The sequence below is a fragment of the Bradyrhizobium sp. USDA 241 genome (assembly GCF_049739505.1).
In the GTDB taxonomy this organism is placed as follows: Bacteria; Pseudomonadota; Alphaproteobacteria; order Rhizobiales; family Xanthobacteraceae; genus Bradyrhizobium; species Bradyrhizobium liaoningense.
In genome coordinates this window covers 192,407-218,352 of the sequence record NZ_JBMGPZ010000004.1, presented here as the reverse complement: position 1 = coordinate 218,352, position 25,946 = coordinate 192,407, and the positions used below count along the sequence as shown (strand labels likewise).

General features: G+C 65.3%; 27 protein-coding genes. 7 read left to right on the top strand and 20 right to left on the bottom strand.

From position 1 onward, the window contains the following. Window positions 1–173: 173 nt before the first annotated feature. From ABIF91_RS10745 to ABIF91_RS10730, 4 genes are all read right to left on the bottom strand, one after another. A complete protein-coding gene (locus ABIF91_RS10745; protein ID WP_028176616.1) occupies window positions 174–896 on the bottom strand; it encodes a hypothetical protein in 723 nt (240 codons plus the stop codon). Between the two features lie 96 nt (window positions 897–992). Then, window positions 993–1,487: a signal peptidase II gene (lspA, locus tag ABIF91_RS10740; RefSeq protein WP_028176617.1), complete on the bottom strand. Its 495-nt coding sequence runs from the start codon at window positions 1,485–1,487 to the stop codon at window positions 993–995. Between the two features lie 10 nt (window positions 1,488–1,497). Further along, on the bottom strand, window positions 1,498–4,542 hold the full coding sequence (gene ileS, locus ABIF91_RS10735; protein ID WP_028176618.1) for an isoleucine--tRNA ligase: 3,045 nt from the start codon (window positions 4,540–4,542) through the stop codon (window positions 1,498–1,500). 203 nt (window positions 4,543–4,745) lie between these two features. Next, window positions 4,746–5,717, bottom strand: a complete 972-nt coding sequence (locus ABIF91_RS10730) for a bifunctional riboflavin kinase/FAD synthetase (RefSeq protein ID WP_028176619.1) — start codon at window positions 5,715–5,717, stop codon at window positions 4,746–4,748. 229 nt (window positions 5,718–5,946) lie between these two features. Here ABIF91_RS10730 and ABIF91_RS10725 point away from each other — a divergent pair, with 229 nt between their 5' ends. Beyond that, window positions 5,947–6,342, top strand: a complete 396-nt coding sequence (locus tag ABIF91_RS10725; protein ID WP_008567674.1) for a response regulator — start codon at window positions 5,947–5,949, stop codon at window positions 6,340–6,342. A gap of 175 nt (window positions 6,343–6,517) precedes the next feature. On the opposite strand, the gene ABIF91_RS10720 is transcribed toward ABIF91_RS10725, so the two are convergent. Next, window positions 6,518–7,372 (bottom strand): TIGR01459 family HAD-type hydrolase, encoded by an 855-nt coding sequence (locus ABIF91_RS10720; protein ID WP_424579145.1) that lies wholly within the window; start codon window positions 7,370–7,372, stop codon window positions 6,518–6,520. Window positions 7,373–7,387: 15 nt separating this feature from the next. After that, a complete protein-coding gene (locus ABIF91_RS10715) occupies window positions 7,388–8,854 on the bottom strand; it encodes an EAL domain-containing protein (protein WP_284278777.1) in 1,467 nt (488 codons plus the stop codon). A gap of 272 nt (window positions 8,855–9,126) precedes the next feature. Here ABIF91_RS10715 and ABIF91_RS10710 point away from each other — a divergent pair, with 272 nt between their 5' ends. Then, on the top strand, window positions 9,127–9,966 hold the full coding sequence (locus tag ABIF91_RS10710; protein WP_028176622.1) for a class I SAM-dependent methyltransferase: 840 nt from the start codon (window positions 9,127–9,129) through the stop codon (window positions 9,964–9,966). A gap of 46 nt (window positions 9,967–10,012) precedes the next feature. Here the strand turns inward: ABIF91_RS10710 and ABIF91_RS10705 are convergent, their stop codons facing one another. From ABIF91_RS10705 to uvrC, 7 genes are all read right to left on the bottom strand, one after another. Then, the gene (locus tag ABIF91_RS10705) at window positions 10,013–11,143 is read right to left on the bottom strand and encodes a YihY/virulence factor BrkB family protein (protein ID WP_028176623.1); all 1,131 of its coding nucleotides are present in this window, start codon (window positions 11,141–11,143) and stop codon (window positions 10,013–10,015) included. Then, window positions 11,143–11,730: a phage holin family protein gene (locus ABIF91_RS10700; protein WP_028176624.1), complete on the bottom strand. Its 588-nt coding sequence runs from the start codon at window positions 11,728–11,730 to the stop codon at window positions 11,143–11,145. The genes ABIF91_RS10705 and ABIF91_RS10700 overlap by 1 nt, the downstream gene beginning before the upstream one ends. 91 nt (window positions 11,731–11,821) lie before the next feature. Beyond that, a complete protein-coding gene (gene prmB / locus ABIF91_RS10695; protein WP_028176625.1) occupies window positions 11,822–12,781 on the bottom strand; it encodes a 50S ribosomal protein L3 N(5)-glutamine methyltransferase in 960 nt (319 codons plus the stop codon). Beyond that, window positions 12,781–13,248 carry a molybdenum cofactor biosynthesis protein MoaE gene (locus ABIF91_RS10690; RefSeq protein ID WP_028176626.1) on the bottom strand — a complete coding sequence of 156 codons (468 nt, stop codon included), beginning with the start codon at window positions 13,246–13,248 and terminating at the stop codon, window positions 12,781–12,783. The genes prmB and ABIF91_RS10690 overlap by 1 nt, the downstream gene beginning before the upstream one ends. Window positions 13,249–13,252: 4 nt before the next feature. Then, window positions 13,253–13,504: a molybdopterin converting factor subunit 1 gene (moaD, locus tag ABIF91_RS10685; RefSeq protein ID WP_028176627.1), complete on the bottom strand. Its 252-nt coding sequence runs from the start codon at window positions 13,502–13,504 to the stop codon at window positions 13,253–13,255. Continuing rightward, window positions 13,501–14,118, bottom strand: a complete 618-nt coding sequence (gene pgsA, locus ABIF91_RS10680; RefSeq protein WP_028176628.1) for a CDP-diacylglycerol--glycerol-3-phosphate 3-phosphatidyltransferase — start codon at window positions 14,116–14,118, stop codon at window positions 13,501–13,503. Before pgsA ends, moaD begins: the two co-directional genes overlap by 4 nt. A gap of 97 nt (window positions 14,119–14,215) precedes the next feature. Further along, the gene (gene uvrC / locus ABIF91_RS10675) at window positions 14,216–16,291 is read right to left on the bottom strand and encodes an excinuclease ABC subunit UvrC (protein WP_035674602.1); all 2,076 of its coding nucleotides are present in this window, start codon (window positions 16,289–16,291) and stop codon (window positions 14,216–14,218) included. 233 nt (window positions 16,292–16,524) lie between these two features. Here uvrC and ABIF91_RS10670 point away from each other — a divergent pair, with 233 nt between their 5' ends. Further along, window positions 16,525–17,148: an outer membrane protein gene (locus ABIF91_RS10670; RefSeq protein WP_028176630.1), complete on the top strand. Its 624-nt coding sequence runs from the start codon at window positions 16,525–16,527 to the stop codon at window positions 17,146–17,148. A 70-nt stretch (window positions 17,149–17,218) separates the two neighbouring features. On the opposite strand, the gene ABIF91_RS10665 is transcribed toward ABIF91_RS10670, so the two are convergent. From ABIF91_RS10665 to ABIF91_RS10650, 4 genes are all read right to left on the bottom strand, one after another. Then, the gene (locus ABIF91_RS10665) at window positions 17,219–17,434 is read right to left on the bottom strand and encodes a cold-shock protein (protein ID WP_028176631.1); all 216 of its coding nucleotides are present in this window, start codon (window positions 17,432–17,434) and stop codon (window positions 17,219–17,221) included. Between the two features lie 262 nt (window positions 17,435–17,696). Then, window positions 17,697–18,557, bottom strand: coding sequence for a 23S rRNA (adenine(2030)-N(6))-methyltransferase RlmJ (locus tag ABIF91_RS10660; protein WP_028176632.1), 861 nt, complete (start codon window positions 18,555–18,557; stop codon window positions 17,697–17,699). Window positions 18,558–18,640: 83 nt separating this feature from the next. Further along, window positions 18,641–19,333 (bottom strand): ribonuclease T2 family protein, encoded by a 693-nt coding sequence (locus ABIF91_RS10655; RefSeq protein ID WP_028176633.1) that lies wholly within the window; start codon window positions 19,331–19,333, stop codon window positions 18,641–18,643. A gap of 120 nt (window positions 19,334–19,453) precedes the next feature. Further along, window positions 19,454–19,915: a hypothetical protein gene (locus ABIF91_RS10650; protein ID WP_028176634.1), complete on the bottom strand. Its 462-nt coding sequence runs from the start codon at window positions 19,913–19,915 to the stop codon at window positions 19,454–19,456. Between the two features lie 184 nt (window positions 19,916–20,099). Here ABIF91_RS10650 and ABIF91_RS10645 point away from each other — a divergent pair, with 184 nt between their 5' ends. After that, a complete protein-coding gene (locus ABIF91_RS10645) occupies window positions 20,100–20,387 on the top strand; it encodes a hypothetical protein (protein ID WP_028176635.1) in 288 nt (95 codons plus the stop codon). 42 nt (window positions 20,388–20,429) lie between these two features. After that, on the top strand, window positions 20,430–20,960 hold the full coding sequence (locus ABIF91_RS10640) for a DUF3617 domain-containing protein (RefSeq protein ID WP_028176636.1): 531 nt from the start codon (window positions 20,430–20,432) through the stop codon (window positions 20,958–20,960). A 65-nt stretch (window positions 20,961–21,025) separates the two neighbouring features. Here the strand turns inward: ABIF91_RS10640 and ABIF91_RS10635 are convergent, their stop codons facing one another. From ABIF91_RS10635 to ABIF91_RS10625, 3 genes are read right to left on the bottom strand one after another with little or no spacing between them, the layout of a single operon-like run. Continuing rightward, window positions 21,026–22,414, bottom strand: coding sequence for an ATP-binding protein (locus ABIF91_RS10635; protein WP_028176637.1), 1,389 nt, complete (start codon window positions 22,412–22,414; stop codon window positions 21,026–21,028). A gap of 24 nt (window positions 22,415–22,438) precedes the next feature. Continuing rightward, window positions 22,439–23,170: a response regulator gene (locus ABIF91_RS10630; protein WP_028176638.1), complete on the bottom strand. Its 732-nt coding sequence runs from the start codon at window positions 23,168–23,170 to the stop codon at window positions 22,439–22,441. After that, window positions 23,167–23,709 carry a MarR family winged helix-turn-helix transcriptional regulator gene (locus ABIF91_RS10625; RefSeq protein ID WP_028176639.1) on the bottom strand — a complete coding sequence of 181 codons (543 nt, stop codon included), beginning with the start codon at window positions 23,707–23,709 and terminating at the stop codon, window positions 23,167–23,169. Before ABIF91_RS10625 ends, ABIF91_RS10630 begins: the two co-directional genes overlap by 4 nt. Window positions 23,710–24,047: 338 nt before the next feature. Between ABIF91_RS10625 and ABIF91_RS10620 the strand changes: the two genes are divergently transcribed. Beyond that, a complete protein-coding gene (locus tag ABIF91_RS10620; RefSeq protein ID WP_028176640.1) occupies window positions 24,048–25,130 on the top strand; it encodes a branched-chain amino acid aminotransferase in 1,083 nt (360 codons plus the stop codon). Window positions 25,131–25,394: 264 nt separating this feature from the next. Then, window positions 25,395–25,919, top strand: a complete 525-nt coding sequence (locus tag ABIF91_RS10615; RefSeq protein ID WP_028176641.1) for a YegJ family protein — start codon at window positions 25,395–25,397, stop codon at window positions 25,917–25,919. Window positions 25,920–25,946: the final 27 nt, after the last annotated feature.

The following is a 25,946-nucleotide window of genomic DNA, read 5'->3' as shown; positions in this document are numbered from 1 at the left end:
GAGCCCGGATGTCCGGCTCGGAGGCACGGCATGCTACACCGTGCAGCTGAGGCTTCGCGTCACGAAGCAGAGAACGCATCTCGTAGGCAAGTTACTGATAGGCAATTTACGGCTGCGCCGGGCGCGCCGGCGCCGGCCTAGCTTTTGTCAGGATGTCGCAGTGGACAGGAACGCTATTGTTCCTTCTCCTTGCCGGACATGATGTCGTAATACATTCGCCGCGACTTGTCCGGCCCGGCGCCATAGGCGTAGTTCGGCGACGGCGTCTGGTAGCCCGGCGGCGGCTCGACCAGCGACTGGCGCGGCGGCTCCGACGTGAACTCCTTGGACTCGGAGCTGTTGCCGCCCTTCATCATGTTCCACAGGCCGCCGGTGAAACCGAGCTCGGCGGGGCTCAGCGAGGGGTTGCCGTTGGTGCCCGGCTGAATCGGATCGTTGCTCGTGCGGGGCGCTGCGGCGACCTGGCCGGCCTTCATCTCGGCAGGCGTCAGCGGCTGGGCGGCCTGCCAGTTCTCAGTTGCCTTGCTGGCCTTCTTGCGCGCGGCGATGGCTTCCTTGCGGCGCTTCTCTTCGGGGTCCTTGGGCCAGTTCGGCGCAGCCTTGGCTTCGGTCGCAGGCGGCGGCAGATCGAGCTTGGGCGGCACGACCAGCGGCGAACGCTCGCGGTATTCGATGCCCTTCTTTTCCATGCTCTTGGCGCCGATGCCGGACATCAGGTTGTCGATGAGCCTCTCTTCGAAGGTCATATCGTCTTCCTCGTCGTCGTCACCGGCGCGGGCCGCGCCGGTCGACATGACGAGACCGATGCCAAGTGCGACAGCGGACAATTTCAATGCCCGCCAGAGCCCCCACCGGAGGTCTCGCACCATCGAATCGCTGGTCATCGCGCTGCGCATTGCTTTACCTGTTCCATATTGTGGCAGATCGCCGCGCGCACGCGGCTCTCATCCTCGCAAAGGCCGGGTTCCACCGCCGGTCCGTATCGGCCGCGATCAGGGCGCTTTTGCGGCGGGTACCCCCAGGAAAGAATCATACAATAGCGCTGCCACCCCAGCAACGATGGCCACGTCCGCGAGGTTAAACACATACCAATTATAGGTTTTTCCGGCGATCTCGATGTGGAGCAGGGCGAAATCCACCACCGCGCCATAGGCCAGGCGGTCGATGCCGTTACCGATGGCGCCGCCGATGATCAGGCCGAGCGCGATCGTAGCAAGCATGGTGTGCGAGCGGGCCATCCAGATCGCCAGCGCGACCACCGCGATACCTTTGACGGCCATCAGCGCGAGCTGCGCTGCCTGGCTGTCGTTCTGGAGCCAGCCGAAGCTGATTCCGATGTTCCAGGCCAGCACCAGGTCGAAGAATGGCGTCACCCGCACCGCGCCGCGACCGGCGAGGTCGAACACGTTCAGGAGCCAGAGCTTCGAGGCCTGGTCGGCCACCAACGTGACCATTGCCGCGAGGATGCCGGCGCGGAGCGGGGTCATGGGCGACCGATCAGACGCTCACCCCCAGCGCCTTCCATTCGCGCAGCGCCTTCGCATCGCGCGGGGTGACGTCGGGGTATTCGGGGTCCTCGCCGACGGTCGGCGAAATCTTCCAGGAGCGGGCGCATTTGGTGCCGACCGCCTTCTCCACCACGACCGCAACGCCGGGCACGGCATCGAGACGGAACGCCGAAGCCGGCGCCTCGCCCTCCCGCACCTCGTAGTTCGAGGTGATGCAGATCTCGGCGAGATCGGTGTCGAACAGCGTCATCAGCATGTCTCGGTCGGCGACATAGATCACCGGCGACGCCTCGAGCGAGGAGCCGATGTTCTTGGCGGCGCGTTCGAGCTCGAGCGCCCCGGTGACGACGCGGCGGACGTTGCGAATCGTCTCCCACTTCGCGGCGAGCTTGTCGTCGCGGAAGTCTTCGAGACCGGTCGGGAACAGCGTCAGATGCACCGACGGCTCGGCGTCGGGCCGGTACATGCGCCAGGCTTCCTCCGCGGTGAAGCTGAGGATCGGGGCGAGCCATTTCAGGATCGAGGCGCACAACAGGTCGATGGTGGTCAGCGCCGCCTTGCGCGTCAGTGACGACGGCGGTTCGCAATACAGCGTGTCCTTGCGGATGTCGAAGTAGAACGCGGAGAGCTCGCTGTTGAGGAAGGCGGACAGGATCGCAACCACGGACTTGTAGTCGAACTCGCGGTAGGCCTTGTCGATCGCGGCGGTGCGACCTGAGAGCTCGTGCAGCATCAGGCGCTCCAGCTCGGGCATCTCGGCGGGCGCGACTGCGTCGGCCGGCTTGTAGTGATGCAGCGTGCCCAGCATCCAGCGCACGGTGTTGCGCAGCTTGCGATAGGTCTCGACGGTGTTCTTCAGGATCTCGGGGCCGATGCGCTGGTCGTCGGTGTAGTCGCTGGACGCGACCCAGAGTCTCAGGATGTCGGCGCCGGAGTCCTTGATGACGGCCTGCGGCTCGATGGTGTTGCCGAGCGACTTCGACATCTTGCGGCCGTCCTCGGCCTGGGTGAAGCCGTGGGTCAGCACGATGTCGTAAGGAGCCCGACCGCGCGTGCCGCAGCTTTCCAGCAGCGAGGAGTGGAACCAGCCGCGGTGCTGGTCCGAGCCTTCCAGATACATCACCGTGTCGGTGCCGCCGTCGACCTTGCGCTTGATGCCTGACAGCCCCGGGAAATGCACGGGGTCTTCGAGCACGAAGGCGTGGGTCGAGCCTGAATCGAACCAGACGTCGAGGATGTCGTCGACCTTCTGCCAGTCTTCGTTCGCGCGCGCCCCGAGGAAGCGCTCGCGCGCACCCTTCGCGTACCATGCGTCGGCGCCTTCTTTCTCGAACGCTTCACCGATGCGCGCATTGACGGCCTCGTCCTGGAGGATCTCGGCGGAGCCGTCGCCCTTCTCGCGCACGAACACGGCGATCGGCACGCCCCAGGCGCGCTGGCGCGAGATCACCCAGTCCGGCCGCGCCTCGATCATGCCGTTGATGCGGTTCTCGCCCGATGGCGGCACCCATTGCGTCACCGAGATCGCGTGCAGCGCGCGGGCGCGCAGCGTGTCGCCGCTCTTGGTCTTGCCGCCCGTCGCGATGTCCGTAGCCCCGGCTTTGCCCGGGGCGTCCACAATCGGCTTGTCCATCGCGATGAACCATTGCGGCGTATTGCGGAAGATCACCGGCTTCTTGGAGCGCCAGGAGTGCGGATATTGGTGCTTCAGCCGGCCGCGCGCGAGCAGCATGCCTCTGTCGACGAGCGCCTTGATCACGGCCTCGTTGGCATCGCCCTTCTCGCCCTTGTCGTTGATGACGCGCTTGCCGGCAAAACCCGGCGCATGATCGGTGTAGGCGCCGTTCTCGTCGACGGTGTAGGGGATCGCGGTGTTGATGCCGCGCGCGTCGAGATCGCGCGCCTGCGCCGTCCAGACATCGAAGTCCTCGCGGCCATGGCCGGGCGCCGTGTGCACGAAGCCGGTACCGGTGTCGTCGGTGACATGGTCGCCGGGCAGCAGCGGCACGACGAAGTCATAGCCGCCGCCAAGGCCCTTCAGCGGATGAGCGCATTCGATCACGTCCATGGTATCGCCGGGGACCTCGCGGACCTTCTCAAAAGCCGTCACGCGCGCCTGCTTGAAGACTTCCTCCGCGAGCGCGTCGGCGAGGATCAGGAGATCGCCGGTCTTGGCCCAATTGTCGGCGGGCGCGTCCGTCACCTTGTAGAGGCCGTAGGCGATCTTCGGCGAGAACGAGATGGCGCGGTTGCCCGGCAGCGTCCAGGGCGTGGTGGTCCAGATCACGACGCTTGCGGAGGCGAGCGCACCGTGCGCGGGCGAGGTCACCGGGAATTTCACCAACACCGTATCGGAGGTGTGGTCCTCGTACTCCACTTCGGCTTCGGCCAGCGCGGTCTTCTCGACCACGCTCCACATCACCGGCTTGGAGCCGCGATAGAGCGTGCCGTTGGCGGCGAACTTCATCAGCTCGCGCGCGATCTGGGCCTCGGCGGGATAGCTCATGGTGGCGTAGGGATGGTCCCAGTCGCCGATCACCCCCAGGCGCTTGAACTCCTCGCGCTGGACGCCGAGCCAGTGCGTGGCATAGGCGCGGCACTCCTTCCGGAAATCGATCATTGCGGCGCTGTCGCGGAAGTCGGGCTTCTGCTTGCCCTTCTTGCGATAGTGCTCCTCCTCGACCTTCCACTCGATCGGCAGGCCGTGGCAGTCCCAGCCCGGCACGTAGTTGGAGTCGAAGCCGAGCATCTGCTGGCTCTTGGTGACGAGATCCTTCAGGATCTTGTTCAGCGCGGTGCCGATATGGATGTTGCCGTTGGCGTAGGGCGGGCCGTCATGCAGCACGAACTTGGCGCGGCCCTTCGCAGCTTGGCGCAGCTTCTCGTAGAGGCCGATCTCGTACCAGCGCTTGAGGATCTCCGGCTCGCGCTGCGGCAGGCCGGCGCGCATCGGGAATTCCGTCTGCGGCAGGAACAGGGTTTTCGAATAGTCTTTGGCTTCAGACTTTTGGGACTTCTGCGGCTTTTCGGACATGAGGCTGACTGGCTCGGAAGGGCGCGGGAACGGATCGCGATGCGGAATCGCGGGAGTGAACCGACAAAATCCCGGTCTTGCGCCGAGCCAAAGGCTCAGGCGGAAGCCGGGCCGCTAATCCCTATGATGCGCCGCGCAAACATGGGCTCTCCATAGCAGGGGGCTAAGGGAAGCGCAAAGGTTCGGGTGGCCCGGTTTCGGGCTCAATCGATCACGCCCAGCCTCGGAAACGCGTCCCGGGCGGCGGCCAGGATGGCGCGGGCGCGGGCGGAATCGTCGTCCATCTGGCGGATCAGGGCCTCCAGGCTGTCGAATTTCAGCTCTTCGCGGATGAAGCCGATGAAGGCGCAGTCGAGGAGCTGCCCGTAGAGGTCGCCCTTGAAGTCGAACAGGAAGATCTCCAGGAGCGGGGCGCCATTGTCGAAGGTTGGACGGCGGCCGAAGCTGGCCACCCCGTCCAGACGTTCGGCACCGCGGCCGACCCGCACCGCGTAGATGCCGTGCTTGAGCCCGCAATTGGCGTCCAGGCGAATGTTGGCGGTGGGATAGCCGAGGTCGCGGCCGCGCTTTTCGCCATGGATGACCTCGCCCGTAATGAACCAGGGCGCGCCCAGCATGGTGGTCGCGTCCTCGAGCTGGCCCTCGGCGAGGGCGATCCGGATCGCGCTGGAAGAGACGGGCCGCTCGTCGATATCGACATGCGGTTGCACGTCGACCTCGATGCCGAGCCGGGGCGCCTCGTTGACGAGAAGGCTCGGCGAGCCGACCCGCCCCTTGCCGAAATGGAAGTCGTAACCAACCGCGATGCCGCTGACGCCGAGGCGCCCGATCAGGTCATGGTGAATGAAATCTTGCGCGCTGGTTCCGGCACGCGCCTTGTCGAAGGTCATGACCACGGCGCCGGCGAGCCCGGTGCCGGCCAACAGCCGCAGCTTGGCCCGCTCGTCCGTCAGGCGGAATTGCGGGGTGTTGGGACTGAAAAACCGCCGCGGATGCGGCTCGAAGGTCAATGCCAGCGCAGGGCGGCCATGCGTCCGGCCCATCTCCAGCGCTGCCGCGATCACGGCGCGATGGCCAAGATGAACGCCGTCGAAATTGCCCATGGCGACCACGGCGCCTCTCGGAATCGAGGAATCCGGCGTTGTGTCGCGGATAACGGTAAAAGGCGGAGCCATCAGGGGAAATTCTCGAACCGGGCAGGACCGGCCCGGACCGTGGCGCCACCGGCCTGACGGAGTCAAGCCGGAGCGCGCAGACATTGAACACGATTTCAATCCTTCGGAGGCGTCCGCAGTTAACGCGCTGTTTAACGCCTTGATGCTAGTCCTTGAGGCGTGGAACTGCCGGGCTCCGGCTTGGCAGGTCCGATCCTAATATTCCTGGGTTTGCGTTGGGGGAGTCGAGATGGCGGTTGATTTGTCGATGCCGGTTCTGGTGGTGGATGACTACAGCACCATGATCCGTATCATCCGGAATCTGCTGAAGCAGCTTGGCTTCGAGAACATCGATGATGCCAGCGACGGTTCGGCAGCGCTGAACAAGATGCGCGGCAAGAAGTACGGGCTCGTGATCTCCGACTGGAACATGGAGCCGATGACGGGTTACGACCTCCTGCGCGAAGTCCGCGCGGATCCGAACCTCGCCACCACGCCTTTCATCATGATCACGGCAGAATCCAAGACCGAGAACGTGATCGCGGCCAAGAAGGCCGGCGTGAACAACTACATCGTCAAGCCGTTCAATGCGGCGACGCTGAAGACCAAGATCGAGGCGGTCTTCCCGGACATGGCGAGCGCGTAAGCGCGCCTCGTCTGATAACATTCATTTGTTGAGATCGTCATGCCCGGGCTCGTCCCGGGCATCCACGTTTGCGGTGCAGAGAGACGTGGATGGCCGGGTCAAGCCCGGCCATGACGGCGTCGGACACTTAGGCAAACGGTCTAAGCCTGAAGTGCCTGCGCGGTTATCCGCGCCGTCACCACTTCAATTCGCGCATCAGCGCCTTCGGCGGGTGGCCGAACAATTCCACGACCGATGTCGGGTCGAGCTGGTCAAGACCCTCGAACTCCTCGGCGTGGATGCCGCGGGTCACGAACAGGCAGTCGATGCCGAATTCGCGCGCGCCGGTTAAGTCGGTGCGGACGGAATCCCCGATCGCCAGCACCTTCTTGCGGTCGATCTGGTTGCCCTGGCGTTCCCCGGCTAGCGCCATGGCGCACTCGTAGATCGGCCGGTGCGGCTTGCCATAGAAGATCACCTCGCCGCCGAGCTCGCGGTAGAGCTCCGCGATCGCCCCGGCGCAATAGATCAGCCGGTCGCCGCGTTGCACCACGATGTCGGGGTTGGCGCAGACCAGCGTCAGCTTGCGCTCGCGTGCCTTCAGCATCATGCCGCGATAGTCTTCCGCCGTCTCGGTCTCGTCGTCATAGAGGCCCGTGCAGACGATGTAGTCGGCTTCCTCCAGCGGCGCGGTCACGGCATCGAGGCCGCGATAGATCGAGTTGTCGCGCTCGGGGCCGAGCCAGAGCATCTTGCGGCCGGGATGCTCGGCGACATAGAGCCTGGTCAGGTCGCCTGAAGATACGATCGCGTCATAGGTCTCATCGGGGACACCGAGCTTGCGCAATTGCCGCTGGACGGAATCGGCCGGGCGCGGCGCGTTGGTGATCAGGATCACCGTACCGCCGCGGCTGCGATAGGTGTGCAGCGCCTCGCAGGCTTCGGGGAAGGATTCCAGCCCGTTGTGGACCACGCCCCAGATGTCGCTGAGCACGACGTCCACACCGCCCACGAGCTCGCGCAGGCCTTCGGCAAAATGCAGCGTGGTCATGATCTGCGCGGCCGATCAGATGCGGCGCGCGAGCGCCGCGTTGCCGGTGATGCGTTGTGGCGGAGGCGCAGAAGACGTCGCGCCTGAGCTGGGTGTGCCAGAGCCATGAGGTCCCTGAATATCTTTCGTCTGGTTCGGCGGGGCCCCGGCGGTAGCAGATGCCCCCTCCGGCCGCAATGGCCGCGGCGGCGCGAACAGGAACCCCTGACCGAAGCGCACATCGTAGTCGAGCAGGTCGACCACCGCGCGCTCGCCCTCGATCCGCTCGGCGATCAGGTCGATGCCGAAGCGGCCGAGCAGGTCGGAGAGATCGGAGGGATGGATGTCCGAGGTCGAGGCCTGCCTGGGATCGAGCAGCAGCGTGGCCGGCACCTTGATGAAGCGTACCCCGCGATCGGCCAGTTCGCGCGGCTCGATGCGCAGATCCGTGACATGGTCGATCGAGAAACGGAAGCCGCGCTGGGCGAGCGCCGCGAGATTCTCGGTCTCGGCGGGGCCGAGATTGCGGAACGTCGACTGCTTGAACTCCAGCACCAGGGAGGGCGCCAGCGCCCGGTTGGCTTCGAGGAAGTCGAGGCATTGCGCGAAGGTGGTGGAATTGCCGAGCGTGGAGGCTGCGAGGTTGCAGAACACGCCGACGTCCTTGTTGCGCACCATCAGGCGCCGCAGCACCTGCACGCAGCGCAGCATCACCATGTTGTCGATGCGGCCGATCAAGCCCGAAGCTTCCGCGATGCTGATGAACTCCTCGGCGGTGATCAGCTGGTCGCGCTCGTCGCGCAGGCGCGTCACCGCCTCGTAGAACCGCACCTTGCGCTGCGGCAGCGTCACCATCGGCTGCAGGAATATGTCGATGCGGTTCTCGTCGATTGCATTGCGCAGCGTCGCCAGCAACTGGGTCTGGCTGCGTCCGTTGCCGGTCTGAACCGGGTTGGCGGGCTGGGCCTGGACCGCCGGTGCCGGCCGGGGCGGCGCGGGGAGCGGGGGAGCGGCGACCGGCTTCTCCTCGAAGGGGGCAGCCAGATCGATCGGCGTCTCCGGCTCGGGCCTCATGACCGGGGCGGGGGCCGGCGCGTTGCCGGCCAGCAGGTCCTCATGGGCCGACACGGTGGTGGCAAGCTGCCTGACCAATCCGCCGAGTTCGTTGATCTCGCCGATCACCGACTGGACGCGGTCGGAGTTGGCCGAATTGGACGAGGCGATGCGGCCCTCGATCGCGGCAAGCCGGCGGCCGAACTCGGCCACCTGGCGGGCGAGGTCGGCGGTGCCCCGCGAGAGGTCGGCGATCTGCCCGCCGACGTCGCTGCGGTCGCGCAGTCGCATCGACACCGCGTTGTAGAGGATCAGGAACGTCAGCGCGGTCAGCGCGACGATGGCCGATTCCGTTCCGCTGATGCCGGCGACCGAATAGAGCACGAGCCCGAGCGAGGCCGCGACCAGGACCATGCAGATGGCGATGAAGATCGTCGAAATGCGAATCATGCCGCGCGTTATGCCTCAAGAGCTGACTGCTTCACCGGGAAAACACGGGTCGCGCTCCAACCCGTCACGGCTCATGCTCCCCCAAGCAATGCATGACCCTAACATCATTGTTGATTCGAGGGGATAGTGACTGTCTGGCAGCCTGCATCAGGCCCGCCGCGGCTCCCGTCCGGAAATCAAGGCGCTCTCAGCGTAAAATAACGCTGCTCTCAAGGCCAGCGGGCCGCATGCGCCCTATCGTCCCGGCGTTTTCAACCCCAGGAGATTTGCCCATGTCGACATCCGCAGCCCTCAAACAGCCCACATCCCAGCCTGACCTTGCCGCCGTCAAGCAGCGCCAGCACGGCGCCTGGTCGTCGGGCGACTATGCCGTTGTCGGCACCACCTTGCAGATCGTCGGCGAACAGCTCTGTGAGGCAATTGACTTGCGCGCCGGCAGCAAGGTGCTTGACGTCGCCGCCGGCAACGGCAATGCGACGCTGGCTGCGGCGCGGCGCTGGTGTGACGTCACATCCACCGACTACGTGCCGGCATTGCTCAAGCGCGGGCAGGAGCGCGCGGCGGCCGAACATCTCATGGTCGAGTTCCGCGAGGCGGATGCCGAAGCGTTGCCGTTTGCCGATGCCACCTTTGACGTCGTGCTCTCGACCTTCGGCGTGATGTTCACACCGGATCAGGACAAGGCCGCCTCCGAGCTCGCGCGGGTCTGCAGATCCGGCGGCAAAATCGGCCTCGCCAACTGGACGCCGCAAGGTTTCATCGGCCAGCTTTTCAAGACCATCGGCAAGCATTTGCCGCCGCCGGCGGGGGTGAAGTCACCGGCGCTGTGGGGCACGGCCGCGCGGCTGGAAGAGATGTTCGGAAGCCAGGCTTCCGAGATTGCCGCCGAGCCGCGCATGTTCGTGTTCCGCTATCGCTCCCCGGACCATTGGCTCGACATCTTCAAGACCTTCTACGGGCCGACACTGAAGGCGTTTGCCGCGCTCGACGAGAGCGGCCAGGCTGCGCTGAAGCGCGACCTGTTGGCGCTGCTCGGGGAGTTCAACCACGCCGAGGACGGCACGATCGTGGTGCACAGCGAATATCTGGAAGCCGTGATCACCAAGCGCTGATGGCCCAAAGATGCGGTCGGGCCGGCTCCGGCCTGACCGCCACCGATCAGAAGGGAGCGGTGGCGCCGACCGTGTCGGCCGAGACGGCTTCACGGTTGCCGAGCGGTTTCGGCCGCCCGGTGGTCGTGTCGCGCAGCGTCTGCCGCTCGATCTCCGAATTCAGCTCGGCACCGAACATGATGACGATCGCCGACATCCACATCCACATCATCAGGCCGATCGCAGCGCCCAGAGAGCCGTAGGTCGCGTTGTAATTGGCGAATTCCGAGAGGTACCAGGAGAGCAGGGCCGAACCGGCGATCCAGAGGATCGCGGCCGTCACGGCGCCGAGGCTCAGCCATTGCCAGCGCGGCGCGTCACGGCTGGGAGCGAAGCGGTAGAGGATGGCGAGTGCGACGAGCAGAATCAGGAACAGGAGCGGCCATCGTGCCAGCGCCACGATCAGCTTGCTTTCAGGCGCCATGCCGAGATGATTGAGCGCAAGCGGGAAGGCGACGACGGCCCCCACCATCAACAGCAGCGCCACGATGCCGCCGACAGTAAAGGCCAGCGAGACCATGTTCAGCCGGATGAAGCTGCGCTTCTCGCGTTCCTCGTAGGCGACGTTGAGGGCGTCGAAGATCGCCTTGACACCGGCATTGGCGCTCCAGATCGCAAGCAGCAGGCCGAACAGGAACGTGACACCCAGCGTGGCGGTGCCGTTCGATACCACGCGCGCAACCTGCTCCTCGACGATCTGGAACGAGCCCTCGGGCAGCATGGTCGCAAGCGTGTGGAGGTTGGCGCTGATCGTCGCCGGATTGGCGAACAGGCCATAGGAGGAGACGAGCGCCGTGACGGCGGGGAAGATAGCGAGCAGTCCGAAGAAGACGACGCCGCCCGCCGTCGCGAGCAGGCGATCGTCGTCGATGCGCTGATAGGTCCGCCAGAAGATATCCTTCCAACCCGCCCAGGGGATCGTGAACGGGCTCTTCGCATGGCGGCCCCGGCCGGGCTGTGTCGCCGCACTGGCCGGGTGCGTTTCCGGTGAATTCGCTTCGCCGTTGCGGTGGTCTTGCGGGGGCCCCGACCGGATCAGGCCCGAGTCCTGAAAGTAGCGCTCCGCCGTCAACACGAAGACGGCCGTTGCCGCCACCAGCAGCCAGGAATCGATCTGCTCGGAGCGACGCACCAGCATCACGCCTCGAGGCTTTGCCTGTGGCGCCGCCGGCGGACGGCCGTCAGCCCGACCAGGCCGACGGCTGCGAGCATCAGGCCAAGTTGCACGGGGCGGTTGGCGCGGACCGGCCAAGCCTTGCTGCCATGACCGCGTTCACCCGGCGCAAGCGGCACGAGGGGAATCGTCGTTGCGACCTCCTTCACCGCCTGCTTGACCGTTCCACGTGGGATCCGCGGCGTCGCGATCGCCACGCGCAGACGGCTCGCAAGCGGCACGATCGGCTTGGCCTTGCGTTTCATCTGCGCCATTGCCACCCCAGTACAGACCGCAGCCAGCGCCAGCAGCAGGGCGCCGACGGCACCAAAACCCCAGAATTGGCCGTAAGTGATCGCGATCCAGCGGTACAGGGCGATCAGTCCGACGAAAAATGCTGCGACAACGAACAGGCCCGCGACCGCGAACAGTCCGCCGGCCACCGCGTAGGATGTCACCTTGCCGGTTGCGTGGCTGGTCTGGTCACGCAAATAGGATTGGGCGGCGCGTTTGACGTGATTGAGCTTGAGCGCCATGCCGGCGCGCAGCAGTTCGCCCGATGGCGCGAGCATGCGGACATCCTCCGAGATTGAGAAAATTCCTCGGGGGATGAACGTGGCGGTATTTGACTTGTTCCGACGGAGCGTGATCCGTCGTGCTGAATCAGCCGAGATCGGCGGCTGCGATCCAGAACACCTCGCCCTCGGAATCCTCAGTGTCCAGCCAGAGCAGCGGCAGCTCCGGAAAGGCTTCGTCGACCAGCTCGCGGCCGCGGCCGATCTCGCAGATCAACCCGCCATCCGGCGTCAGGTGATCGGGCGCATCGCGCAGGATGCGGCGCACCACGTCGAGACCGTCGGCGCCGCCGTCGAAGGCGAGCTTCGGCTCGGCCCGGCACTCCGGCGGCAACGCCGCCATGCCTTCGGCATCGACGTAAGGCGGATTGGTGATGATCAGGTCGTATCTGTTGTCGCCGAGCGGGGCGAACAGGTCGCCGCGATAGAGGGTGATCCGGTCCTCGAGCCCGTATTCGCCGACATTGCGCGCGGCGACTTCAAGTGCCCCCTTGGAGATGTCGACGGCATCGACGGTGGCGTTCGGGAAATGATTTGCGGCGAGGATGGCGAGGCATCCCGATCCCGTGCAGAGGTCGAGCACGCGCGCGACCGCCGTGGGGTCGTCGATCAGCGAGCCGGCCTCGCCCTCGCTGCCGAAATGCGAATCCAGGAGCTCGCCGATGAAGGAGCGCGGAACGATGACGCGCTCGTCGACATAGAAGGGCAGGCCGCGCATATAGATCTTGTTGACGAGATAGGCGGCCGGTTTGCGTGTGGTGACGCGCTTGTGGATCAGGTCGAGCAGGATCTTGCTCTCGGCGGCCGTGACGCGGGCATTGGCGAAGGCCTCGAACTGTTCGGGATTGAGATGCAGCGCCTCGCAGACCAGGAAGGCGGCTTCCGCGACCGGATCGGTGGTGCCGTGGGCAAAAGCGAGCCTGGCTTCGACGAAGCGGCTCACCGCGTAGCGGACGAAGTCGAGCAGCGTGAGAAGCTCGCCGCGTCCGACTTTCGCAAGCCTCGGCGCGGCGCGGCCGCGCGGGGTTCTCTTGGAGGCTTTTGCCATCAGGATTTCGTCCAGCGCGCGGCGGCCTCGTCGTCACGGGCGTGGGCCTCGACCCAGCCCGTGCCGGTGGCGCTCTCTTCCTTCTTCCAGAACGGCGCGCTGGTCTTGAGGTAGTCCATCAGGAACTCAGCCGCCTGGAACGCGGCCTGTCGGTGCTGCGAGGCGGTCAGCACCAGCACGATGTTCTGGCCCGGCATGAAGCGGCCGACGCGGTGAATCACGGTGACGCCGTTCAGCGGCCAGCGCGAGGTCGCCTCGTCGACATGGCGCCTGATCTCTTCTTCTGCCATGCCCGGATAATGTTCGAGCGTCAGCGCGGCGACCTTGGCGCTGTCCTCGTCGGCGCGGCAGATGCCGGAGAAGCTCACGACCGCGCCGATGTCAGTGCGGCTTTGGGTCAGGAGCGCGATCTCGCGCGCGATGTCGAAATCGCCCTCCTGGATGCGGATGGTGACGGGGCAGGTCATGAGCCTAGCCGCCGGTCATCGGCGGGAAGAACGCGATCTCGCGGGCACCCGCGATCGCGGCGTCCGATTTGACGTGGGCGTGGTCGATCGCGGTGCGGATCACCTTTGGCTTCTCGAACGCATACGCATAAGCCTCGCCCTGGCCGGACAGCCAGGCGATCAGCTCCTCGACGGTGCGCACGTTCGGGGGCGGCTCGATCGTCTCCTCGGCCTTGCCGACGCGCTCGCGCACCCAGGCGAAATACTTCACCTTCATCCCTCGTCCTCCTTGATGAGGTGATGGATGCCCGCACGGAAATAGTCGTAGCCGGTGTAGATGGTGAGGATCGCCGAAGCCCACAACAGCGCCAGACCGATCATCGAGACGATGGGCAGCACCTCGTCGCCAGCCGGGCCGGCGAGCAGGAAGCCGATCGCAACCAGCTGGACCGTGGTCTTCCACTTCGCAAGCTTGGTCACGGGCACGCTGACGCGGAGCGCAGCGAGGTATTCGCGCAAGCCCGAGACCAGGATCTCGCGGCACAGGATCACGATGGCGGCCCACAGCGACCAGCCGTGGATGATGCCGTCGGCGGCGAGCATCAGCAGGCAGGAGGCGACCAGCAGCTTGTCGGCGATCGGATCGAGCATCCGGCCGAACGCCGATTGCTGATTCCAGATCCGCGCGTAATAGCCGTCGAGGTAGTCGGTGACCGCAGCCGCAATGAAGATGGCGACCGCGACCCAGCGCAGCCACAGCGGCTGATCCAGGATGGACTGCGCGTAAATGCATCCGACCACGACCGGAATCGCGGCGATCCGGCCATAGGTCAGGATGTTGGGGAGGGACATCGCGCGCCTGGTCGTCCCTCGTGTCGTGGCGATGTTCATCCGTCCTACCAATACCGCTCGAGCCTGAAGGTCAACCGTTCCGCTTCCCAGATGGGTGCGGGATACGACGACCATATGACCGCGGTCCCCCTTTAGTTCATCCCGGCTGGGGATGGAAATACTCGAAAATCCTGCGGGCGCTCTCGGCGCTGACCCCCGGAACCTTGCCGAGATCGGCGATCGAGGCCCGCTCGATCTCCTTCAGGGTCCCGAAATGATGCAGCAAGGCACGTTTGCGTGACGGGCCGATGCCCGGAATCTCCTGCAAGCCGGCCTCGCGGATGTCCTTCTTGCGCAGCTTGCGGTGCGAACCGATGACGAAGCGGTGGGCCTCGTCGCGCAGGCGCTGAATGAAATAGAGCACGGGATCGCGCGGCTCGAGCTTGATGGCCTCGCGTTCCGGCATGAACAGGGTCTCACGGCCGGCATCCCGGTCCGGCCCCTTGGCGACCGACATCAGCGACACCTCCGTCAGGCCGAGATTTGCAAAGATTTCGCGGACGGCGTTGAGCTGCCCGCGGCCGCCGTCGATGATCACGAGGTCGGGCCATTGCGGGAAGTCGTCGTCCTTCGCCTTGGCTGCACCCTCCTCGGGCGGATTGATCAGGCGCTTGAAGCGGCGCTCCAGCACTTCGCGCATCATGGCGTAGTCATCGCCGGGCGTCAGTCCTTCCGACTTGATGTTGAACTTGCGGTACTGATTCTTCACGAAGCCGTCGGGTCCCGCGACGATCATGGCGCCGACCGCATTGGTGCCCTGGATGTGGCTGTTGTCATAGACCTCGATGCGCTTGGGCGGGTGCGGCAGGTTCAACGTCGCGGCCATGGCATCCAGCAGGCGGCCTTGCGTCGCGGTGTCCGCGAGCTTGCGGCCGAGCGCCTCGCGCGCATTGGTCAGCGCGTGGGTGACGAGCTCCTTCTTCTCGCCGCGCTTGGGCGCCGAGACCTCGACCTTGTGGCCGGCCTTGATCGACAGCGCATTGGCGAGCAGCTCGCTCTCCTCGATCTCGTGCGACAGCAGGATGTTCTTCGGGGGCGGCTTGTCGTCGTAGAACTGGGCGAGGAACGAGCCGAGCACTTCTTCCGGCGTAAAGGTCTTTTCCGCGCGTGGGAAATAGGCGCGGTTGCCCCAGTTCTGGCCGGTGCGGAAGAAGAACACCTCGACGCAGGAGAAGCCACCCTCCTGGTGGATGGCGAACACGTCGGCTTCTTCCACCGTGCGCGGATTGATGCCCTGCTGCGACTGGATTGCCGAGAGCGCGGCAAGGCGGTCGCGGTAGAGCGCGGCGCGCTCGAATTCGAGCTCGTTGGCCGCCTTCTCCATCTCCCCGGCAAGCTCCTGCTTCACCGCATGGCTCTTGCCGGAGAGGAAGTCGGTCGCCTCGCGCACGAGTGTCGTATAGCCGGGAAAATCGATCTCGCGGGTGCAGGGGCCGGCGCAGCGGCGGATCTGGTAGAGCAGGCAGGGCCGGGTGCGGCTCTCGAAGAAGGAATCGGTGCAGGAGCGGATCAGGAATGCGCGCTGCAGCGCCGTGATGGTTCGGTTGACCGCGCCCGCGGAGGCGAACGGGCCGAAATAGCGCCCGGGCCTGGTTTGCGCGCCGCGATGTTTCAGGATCTGCGGCGCCCAATGGTCGCCGGTGATCAGGATATAGGGAAACGACTTGTCGTCGCGCAGCTGCACGTTGAAGCGCGGCCGCAGCTGCTTGATGAGGTTCGCCTCGAGCAGCAGCGCCTCGGTCTCGGTGTTGGTCGAGACGATCTCCACGGTGACGGTGGCGGCGATCATGCGCAGGATGCGGGCCGGCAGCGGGGCACTCTGGCGCGCATAGCTGGACAGGCGCTTTTTGACGTTCTTGGCCTTGCCGACGTAGAGCACGTCGGAATTCGCATTGAGCATGCGATAGACGCCGGGCGAGGTGGGGGCGAGCCGAACCGCGCGTTCGATCGCCTCGTGGCCGGTTGCGAGCGGGCCTTCGCCGACGGCGCCACTCTCCTCCAGGATATCAGGCAGCCGCGCATCGTCCTCGTCGTCGCCGCTTGCGCTGGCGGGATCGAGGTCCGGCGGCGCCGTCTCCTGTTGGATCTCCTGGGGCGGGCCATCCGGTGCCATGCCGCGCCGGGATTTGCGCGCGCGTGCGTCGTCCGGATTGTCGGTGGAATCGTGAACCATGGGACGAATTTAGGCGCTGGGGGTGTTGATTTGAAGTTCCGGCCCTGCCGCACGCACAGGTCCCGGTAACGCTTCCTTAAGTCTGTTAACAGCGCAGTAACCCGACTTAACAGCCCTTTAACTTAAAACTCTCGATAAATCCTACGCGAAAAGTTCTTGGTTCCGTAACCATGCAGGGCCGGCGCGGCGGCGCAGGCATCGCGCAGGTTGCGACAGTTGCGTTGGAGTGAGTGATGAAGGGGCTCGTTGTGGGCGCGGCCGCGTTGGTTGCGGCCGGCTGGACGGCTTCGGCAGAAGCCGCCGATCTCAGTTATGGGCAACGTGCGCCCTATACCGTCAACCAGCCGCTCAATGCCTATAGCTGGGCAGGTCCCTATCTCGGCGGCAACATCGGCTATGAATGGGGCTCGGTGGACAACAACCCTTCGAAGCCGTCGGGCTTCGTCGGCGGTGTGCAAGCCGGCTACAATTTCCAGAACGGCCCGTGGGTGTTCGGTGTCGAGGGCGACATCCAGGCCGCCGGCGCCGACGACACCTTCGCGCCGTGGAAATTCTCCAACCCGTGGTTCGGCACCCTGCGCGGCCGCGCGGGATATGCGTTCAGCAACGTGCTCTTCTACGGCACTGCCGGCCTTGCGTTCGGCGAGCTGCGTGGGCAGACCTTCGGCTGGACGGAGTCGCACACCACCGCGGGCTGGACCATCGGTGCCGGCGCGGAAGTGGGCCTCGCGCCGAACTGGAGCGTCAAGCTCGAATATCTCTACATCGATCTGTCCACGAGTCAGTTCGCGATTACGGGCGTGTCAAACGGCTATAGCGCCAACGTTGTCCGCGCAGGCGTGAACTATCACTTCTGACGTCTCAAGAAGAAAATACCGGACCAGCCTCCCGGCCGCTCGCGGCCGGGATTTTTTTGCGCCAGGCTCCCTAGGCTAGGATCACCAGGTTGACCGCCTTCGGCCCTTTCCCCTTCTTGTCCGGTTCGACTTCGAAAGTGATACGCTGTCCTTCGGCAAGGTCCTTCAGTCCCGCCCGCTCCACAGCGGTGATGTGAACGAAGACATCGCGACCGCCGTCGTCAGGCTTGATGAAACCGTAGCCGCGCTCGCCGTTGAAGAACTTGACCGTTCCCGTCATGGCCATCGGGAAACTCCCCCTCATTGCTCCTCCGCCGCGACGCAGACTCACGTCACGACATGACCGGGCCTTACGGAGCCCGGGAGCTGGCCATCCTTGGACGGACCATCGGTCCGGCCGGATCTTTCTTAGGCCTTCACTCCGCCGCAACCATTCGCGGAAGCGGAACGTAAAGCCAGTCACGGAAACAGCATAATACGGTTCTTCGCAGATTGACTACCGGTCCTGCATATTTTTCCCAAGAATGCCGGAGTGTTACGGCTTGGCTTTAAGGCTTGGGCACCTCCAATCGGAATCTGGCAGCCCCGCCCTGGCCGAGCGGCATTTCCAGTTCGGGCAGGATGGTCTTGAGCTCGCCTTGCAGCGTGTAGGGCGGATTGACGATCAAAAGCCCGGTCGATGTGAGGGGCCCGCCATCGACTTGCGGCGCAGCGCTGAATTCGAGGCGCAGGCATTTTCCCTGCGGTTTTGCTGCGGATGCGAGCCGCGCCACAAGCTGCGCCAGCGTGTCGGTGGCACGCCGGCTCTTGGCGGGATACCAGATTACATAGATACCGGTCGGCCATTTCGCGAAAGCTGTCGAGAAGGCTTCGCCCAGCCGATCGAACTCGTCCTTGGCCTCGAAGGGCGGGTCGATCAGCACGAGGCCGCGCCGCTCCTTCGGCGGCACGAAGGCCGGCAGTGCCACCCAGCCGTCGAGATCGACCACGCGGGCCTGTTCGTCGCGGCGCAGCACGTCGATCAGCGCTTTCCGCGCCTTCGGCTCGACCTCGCAGGCGACGAGCCGGTCCTGCGGCCTCAGCAGGCCGCGCGCGATCAACGGCGAGCCCGGATAGGCCTTGAGCTCGCCCTTCGGATTGAAGGCGCGGACGATGTCGAGATAGGGCTTGGTCAGCGCCGCGGTCTCGTTCGACAGGCGCGCCTGCAGCAGCCGCGCAATGCCGGTCAGCCATTCGCCGCCCCGGCGCGCCTCGTCGCTATCGAGATCGTAGAGGCCGGCGCCGGCATGGGTGTCGACGACGCGGAACGCCGCCGGCTTGTCCTGCAAATAAGTGAGGATGCGCGCCAGCACGATGTGCTTGACGACATCGGCGAAGCTGCCGGCGTGGAAGGCGTGGCGGTAGTTCATGGCGGAGAGTTACGACATCGCGCGATGCTGCGCACCATAGTTCGCGCGTTGCGCCCCCGAAACGAGGATCGGAGCAGTCGGCCTCAACCGCCCCTGATCGGCGGCATCGTCACCTGGTCGCGGCGGCAGGCGCGGCGTTCGATCTCGTCGCAGGCGCGGAATTGTAGGTCCTTGCTGAGGCAGATGCGGACCTCGGACAGCCGTGTCCGGTTGCAGGTGACCGAGATGCTGGCATTGCTGAGGCCCGGATTGGCCTTGATGAAGGCCTCCTCGACCTCCGCCGGCGCTACGGTCTTGGCCTGCGACAGATCGAGATAGTCGGCCGGGATCTTGATCGCGGCGCGCGCTTTCCGGATCGTCTCGAAATAGCTGCGGCCCTCGAGCCCGGAGCAGGTGCCATGCTTGTCCCATTCGTTGAAGATCAGGCCCGGCGCCGGCATCAAATCGAGCATCGAGGACACGATGTTGCGATTCAGCCGCGGCGCCGGCCGCTGGCAATATTCCGGGAAGCCATTCTCATATTGCGGCCACAGCCCATGCACGACGAAAGCGTAGGGCCGTCCGCCGCACTGGATCTGGGAACGGCCGCCGCGCTCGGCCGCCTCTTCGCAGAACGAGGGCGACCATGACAGCGCGAGCACATAGAAGTCGAACTCGCCCGGCGCGTTCTGCCGCTTGTCCTGGGCTTTCGCGCCGCCGGCGAGCGCTGCCAGCCCGGCGGCGAGGGTCAGCGAGATCATCAGACGGGACAACGAACGCAATCTGGGATGAAACATGGCAACGCCCCTCAACTAGACTGTGCACGCAGCCTAGCAGGCAAAGAGAACATTTCAAGAACAAAATTCGAAGCGGCTGTCGTCGGCGGGTTGATCAGCCCGAATCAGTCGCTCTTCGGATCAGGGCCTGGCGGCGCGGCAGGCCGGATTGTAGGCCCAGTTGCGGTCGAGCCCGACCACGCACCATTCGACGCCATCGCCATAGCCGGCGAAGCCAGTATCCTCGGCGATCGAGAAGTGCACTTTGCGCACCTTGCCGTCATTGAGCATGGCCTCGCCGGTGCAAAAGCGGCGCGGAATGTTGTCGGACTGCCAGGGCCTGAAGGCGACCTCGCGAACGGCGGAGAAGCTGGTGATCTTCAACGAGGAATTCCAGAACGAGCTCTCTTTTTCCCAGAACTGGGTGGCGATCGTCGGCAGGGCCTTGTCGCAATCGACGACGGCGCCGTCGTAGCGCGGTCCGCTCAGCCAGAAATTCAGCTCCAGCGGATTGGCGGCCCTGGCCTCGCCGAGCGACAGCGCCCCGAACATGAGGCCGAGAAGGGCGGCAAAGCGAAGCGATTTCGGGGAGGGGGCGCGCATGGTCAATCCAGACTGCTTAGGTCTTGCGAAGCTCAGACGGTGCCGCGAAGGCCGGGGGAGGTCAAGTGCAGCGCGGCAACACTTGGCCAGGAGTTGACCAGGACGTCGCGGCCAACCGGGCTTCTGTTCTTTTCACTTCCGTCCCGGCACCGTAGACTGGCGCCAGCCAACTGGAGTGACGGGAATGCGAATCATTGCGGCCGCTGGCCTTCTTGCCCTGGGTATGATGGCGAGCCAGTCGGCGCGCGCCGATATCGTGCCGCCGTTCAAGGGCAACGACACCGGCGGGATCATCGCCTATTCGATGGCGACCCGGGTCGACGCGCGTCAGGTCGCTGTCGATCACTGCGCACGCTACGGCAAGGTCGCCAAATTCCTGGCGGTGCAGGGCTATGACGGCGGTTACATCTCTTTCGCCTGCCGCTGGGTGCCCTATGGTGCCGCCGAGCAACCGATCCGCACGCTGTACTGAGGCGCCGTCGAAGGTCCGCACTCTCAGCCGGGAGCCCTCCACATGAGGCGCAAACTCGCTTTGCTCGGCGCGGCCACTTGTCTCGTGTTGTCGGCAGGCACCGCGAGCGCCGACGATTTGCCGGTGCGCAAGGCTGGTCTTTGGGAAATGAAGCTGGTCACGACCGGCTCGCCGGTGCCCGAGATGACCATGCAGCACTGCACCGACGAGACCGTCGACAAGGAGATGAGCAACAACGTCTCCCCGATGGCCAAGCAGATCTGCGCCAAGCAGGAGATCAAGAAGACCGCGACCGGCTATGTCAGCGATTCCGAGTGCAACGTCGCCGGCGTCAGCACGACCTCGCATGCCGAAATCACCGGCGATTTCAACTCGGCCTACACGGTGAAGACCACTTCGCACGCAAAAGGCGGCGTTGCCGGTGCGGCGGGGCGCGATAGCACCACGACGCTGCAAGCCAAGTGGCTGGGAGCCTGCAAGCCGGATCAGAAGCCCGGCGATATCGTCATGCCCGGCGGCTTCAAGATGAACACGCGCGACATGGATAAGCTGAAGGCGCTGCTGCCGAAGTAGGATTTGCTCGCCGCGCAGGCGGTGCGGCGCCCTCGCCCGTTCTTGCGGGGAGAGGCAGGGGCAGCCTACACCGGAATCCGCACGCTCGCCCTTAATCCCCCCATCGGGCTGTCACCGAGCGTGATGTCGCCGCCATGCGAGCGGGCGATGTCGCGGGCGATCGCGAGCCCCAGGCCGGTGCCGCCTTCGTCCTGGTTGCGGGCGTTGTCGAGCCGCAGGAACGGCTTGAACACTTCTTCGCGCAGGTGAGCGGGAATGCCCGGGCCGTCGTCGTCGACCGTGACGGTCAAATAACGGTGATCGCGCTGGCCGGTGATCGCGATGTTCCTGCCGTAGCGCGCCGCGTTGGTGACGAGGTTGGCGAGGCAGCGCTTGAACGAGGCCGGCTTCACCGTCACCACGGGCAGGCCGTGGAACGCGACGGTCGCGATGTGGCCGTGGCGTTCGGCATCGCTGCGCAGCTCTTCGAGGGCCTGGGCCATGTCGGTCGGCTGCGACTGCTCGCCGGAATCGCCGCGGGCGAAGGCGAGGTAATCCTCCAGCATCATCGACATCTCGTCGACGTCCTTGCGCATGCCGTCGAGCTCTGGGCTGTCGCCGATCAGCGCCAGCTCGAGCTTGAAGCGGGTCAGGATGGTGCGGAGATCATGGCTGACGCCGGCGAGCATCGCGGTGCGCTGCTCCATGGTGCGCTCGATGCGCGACTTCATTTCGAGGAAGGCGACTGCCGCACGCCGCACCTCGCGCGCGCCGCGCGGTCTGAAGTTCGGCGCCTCGCGGCCCTTGCCGAAGCTTTCGGCGGCATCCGCAAGCCGCAGGATCGGCTTGATCTGGTTGCGCAGAAACAGCACGGCGACGATCAACAGGATCGAGGACGTGCCGACCATCCAGAACAGGAAGATCTCCGAGTTTGAGGCATAGGCTGCGCTGCGCTGCGCGAACACGCGCATCACGGCGTCGTCGAGCTGGATGCGGATCTCGACGAGGTTGGAGCGGCCGACCGTGTCGATCCAGAACGAGCGCCCGATCTGGCGGCCGAGCTGCACCGACAGCGTCTGGTCGAGCAGCGAGAAGAACGGCTTTGGCCCCGGCGGCGGCATGTCGCCGGCGGGCAGGAAGTCGACCACGAGGCCGAGGCGCTGCTGGGCGATGCGGCGGATCTGGTCGCGGTCCTTGTCCTGCGGATAGCCCTTGTAGACGTCGATCAGCGCGGCGATGTCCTGCACCACCGCAGCCGACAATCTGCGCGTCACCGTGTTCCAGTGCCGCTCCATGAACACGAAGGCGACGACCGATTGCAGCACCACCATCGGCACGATCATGATGAGAAGCGCGCGGGCGTAGAGGCCGGTCGGCATCCAGCCCTTGAACGCGTTGCCCATCCAGCCATTGGCGGCGGAGACGCGGCCGGCGGCGCTTCGCAGCAGCGTCAGGCCGGTATCGATCGTGCTCATCGGTCGCGCTTCACTGCTCAGGTCTCAAGGCGAAGCCACCAGCCGGTAGCCGATGCCGCGCACCGCCTGCAGAAATAGCGGATTGGCGGGGTCGGTCTCGATCTTGCGCCTGAGGCGGTTGATCTGCACGTCGACGGCGCGCTCGTTGACGCTGCCGTTGCCGGTCAGCGCGCTGCGCGGCACGGTCTCTCCCGGTGTTTCCGAGAGAATCCGCAGCATCTCGCGCTCGCGGTCGGTGAGATGGATGACCTCCTCGCCCTGGCGCAATTCGCCGCGCTCGAGATGGTAGACGTAGGGACCGAAGGCAATTTTCTCCACGATCGCGACCTGTGGCGGCGGGGCGGCGCGCTTGAGGATGTTGTTGATGCGCAGCGCCAGCTCGCGCGGCTCGAACGGCTTTGCCACGTAATCGTCGGCGCCGATCTGCAAGCCCTCGATGCGGGATTCCGGTTCGTGGCGCGCCGTCAGCATCACGATCGGCACCGAGGAGGAGGTCCGGATGAAGCGGGCGAGATCGAACCCGGTTTCGCCCGGCATCATGACGTCGAGGATCAGGAGGTCGAAATGCAGGCCCAGCAGTTTCGAGCGTGCATCGCCGGCGCTCGCTGCGGTGGTGACGCGGTAGCCTTCACTGGCGAGAAAGCGCGAGAGCAGATCGCGGATGCGGCGGTCGTCATCGACCAGCAGCAGATGCGGGGCGTCGTCGACGGGTTGCACCGGCGGGCGGGCGAGCGTGGCAGCGAGCGGCACGGTCACTCCTTGGCGTCGTGGTTGACGGAAGCGAAGATCGTCTCGAGCACCTTGTCCGGGTCGTCGCGGTCGATCATCGCGCGCAGGAAGCGCTTCACGGTCTCGGCGTCCTGCGGAGCCATCTCCGCAAGCGCCCTGTTGATCCGCGTGGTCTGGAGGCCGGCGAGCTTCTGCACCAGCGCCTCGCCCTTCGGCGTCGCGTAGAGCAGGCGCTGGCGGCGATCATTGTCGCCGGTCTTCTGCACGATGTAGCCCTCGTCCAGCAGCTGCTTGAGCACGCGGCCAAGCGATTGCTTGGTGATCCGCAGGACGTCGAGGAGGTCGGCGACCTTGAGGCCGGGATAGCGGTAGACGAAATGCAGGACGCGGTGGTGGGCCCGGCCGAAGCCGAATGCCTCCAGCTCCTGGTCGGGATCGCCGACGAAGTCGCGGTAGGCGAAGAACAGCAGCTCGATGATATCCCAGCGCAAATTGCCTCCACCGTCTGCGGCCGGCCTGGGCTCGGCGGCGTCGTGAGGGGAAGTCACGAAATTTATGTCAGGCATATTGACGTATCTTGGGTTCAATGTTACAAAACGATCGACCCGCACGAAATTTTAGATCGCTTCGCGTCGGGTAGCGTCGGAGCAAGGCGCCGGAGAGAGCCGGACAGGCGACGACGGCCGGATCAGATCTACCGTGCGATTGTCGAGCGGCATTTCGGCAAAACATACTGGACTTCCGCCTTCCGCAAAAGCATGTCCTCGGCGACATGCTGTCCACGGAAACCGGCCGTAAAAAGGCTGGCGGTGGTCCGGCAGAAACCAATCAAAGCCAGCCGGGCCCCGAAAGCGGGCAGGCGGGCGCCAGAACAGCGCCGCCACCGGCAGCGGGAGGCAAGGGAATGAGCATGAAATTCGACATCCAGCCCGCATCCAATCCAACCCCCGAGAAGGACCGCGTCGCCAAGCTGGTGGACCCCGGCTTCGGAAGGGTCTTCACCGATCACATGGCGATCGTCCGCTACAGCCAGGCCAAGGGCGGCTGGTACGAGGCGCGGATCGAAGCGCGCGCCAACTTCCAGCTCGATCCGGCCGGCGCGGTCCTGCACTACGCCCAGGAAATCTTCGAGGGGCTCAAGGCCTACAAGCGCGACGACGGCGGGGTGAACCTGTTCCGTCCCGACGCCAATGCGCGCCGCTTCAGGGATTCCGCCGACCGCATGGCGATGGCGCAACTGCCGGAAGACGTCTTCATCGAGGCCGTCGAGCAGGTCGTGCGCATCGATCGCGCCTGGATGCCGGGCGGCGAGGGGAGCCTTTATCTGCGCCCCTTCATGATCGCGAGCGAGACCTTCCTCGGCGTCAAGCCGTCCTCCGAATACATCTTCGCGGTGATCGCCTCGCCCGTCGGCTCCTATTTCAAGGGCGGCCCTGCGCCGGTCTCGATCTGGGTGTCCGAGAATTACACCCGCGCCGCGGTCGGCGGCACCGGCGCCGTCAAATGCGGCGGCAATTATGCGGCGAGCCTGCGCGCGCAGGCCGAGGCCATGCAACACGGCTGCGATCAGGTCGTCTTCCTCGATGCGATCGAGCGCCGCTACATCGAGGAACTCGGCGGCATGAACGTGTTCTTCGTGTTCGACGACGGCTCGCTCACGACGCCGCCGCTCGGCACCATCCTGCCCGGCATCACCCGTGACTCCATCATCACGCTGGCCCGCGATGCCGGCAAGACCGTGCGCGAGGAGCCGTATTCGATCGAGCAGTGGCGCAAGGATGCGGCCTCGGGCCGCCTGAAGGAAGCCTTTGCCTGCGGCACCGCCGCCGTGATCTCGCCGATCGGCAAGGTGCGTTCGGTGAGCGGCGATTTCGAGATCTCGGGCGGCGTCGCCGGCCCTGTCGCCATGGGCCTGCGCAAGCAGCTCGTCGACATCCAGTACGGCCGCACCAACGATCCGCGCAACTGGATCCGGAAGGTGTTTTGAGGTCTTCACCCTCCCCTGGAGGGGGAGGGTCGATCGCGCGAAGCGCGAGCGGGGTGGGGTGATTTCTCCACTTGGGCAGTGTTCGATGTGGAGAGACCGTCACCCCACCCCGTCTCTCATCTTCGCGCCGCTCAGATGCGAGCCGACCCTCCCCCTCCAGGGGAGGGTAAGAAGCGCAACGCTTGTGGCTTATTGCGCACTGAACGCGCTGCTGCCGACATGCGACAAAGCCAGGACACAACAAGCATCCTGGATATCGCGATCATGGCAGCAAAACTCTCCCAGCCCATGAAATGGGTCGTTCTCGCCGCAATCACCGGCCTCTCCGTCTTCGGCATCCTGACCATCGGCCCGACGCACGAGGTGGTCGCGCAAGACCGCTCGCCGATCGTCGACGTGCGCACCAGCGATCCCGAGATGAACGCGGCGATTGCGCGGGCCCGCGGCACGCTCCCGACCTTCTGGACCTCCTACGAATCGGCGAAGCCGGCGGAGACCGGGCACGCCCTGAAGGTGCGCTTCTCGACCCGCAAGGGCGGCGAGCACATCTGGATCGGCGAGGTGAAGAAGCTGCCAAATGGCACCTATTCCGGCCTCTTCGCCAACGAGCCGCGCGACATGCCCGGCAAGCACGCCCGCGACAAGGTCTCGTTCAACGACGCCGACATCTCGGACTGGATGTTCATGCGCAACGGCAAGATCGTCGGCGGCGAAACCATCAAGCCGACACTGAAATCGCTGCCGAAGGCGGATGCCGACGCCCTCAGGGCCCGGATGGAGCAGCCGTAGCGGCAAGGCGGCGGTTGCCGCCCCGCG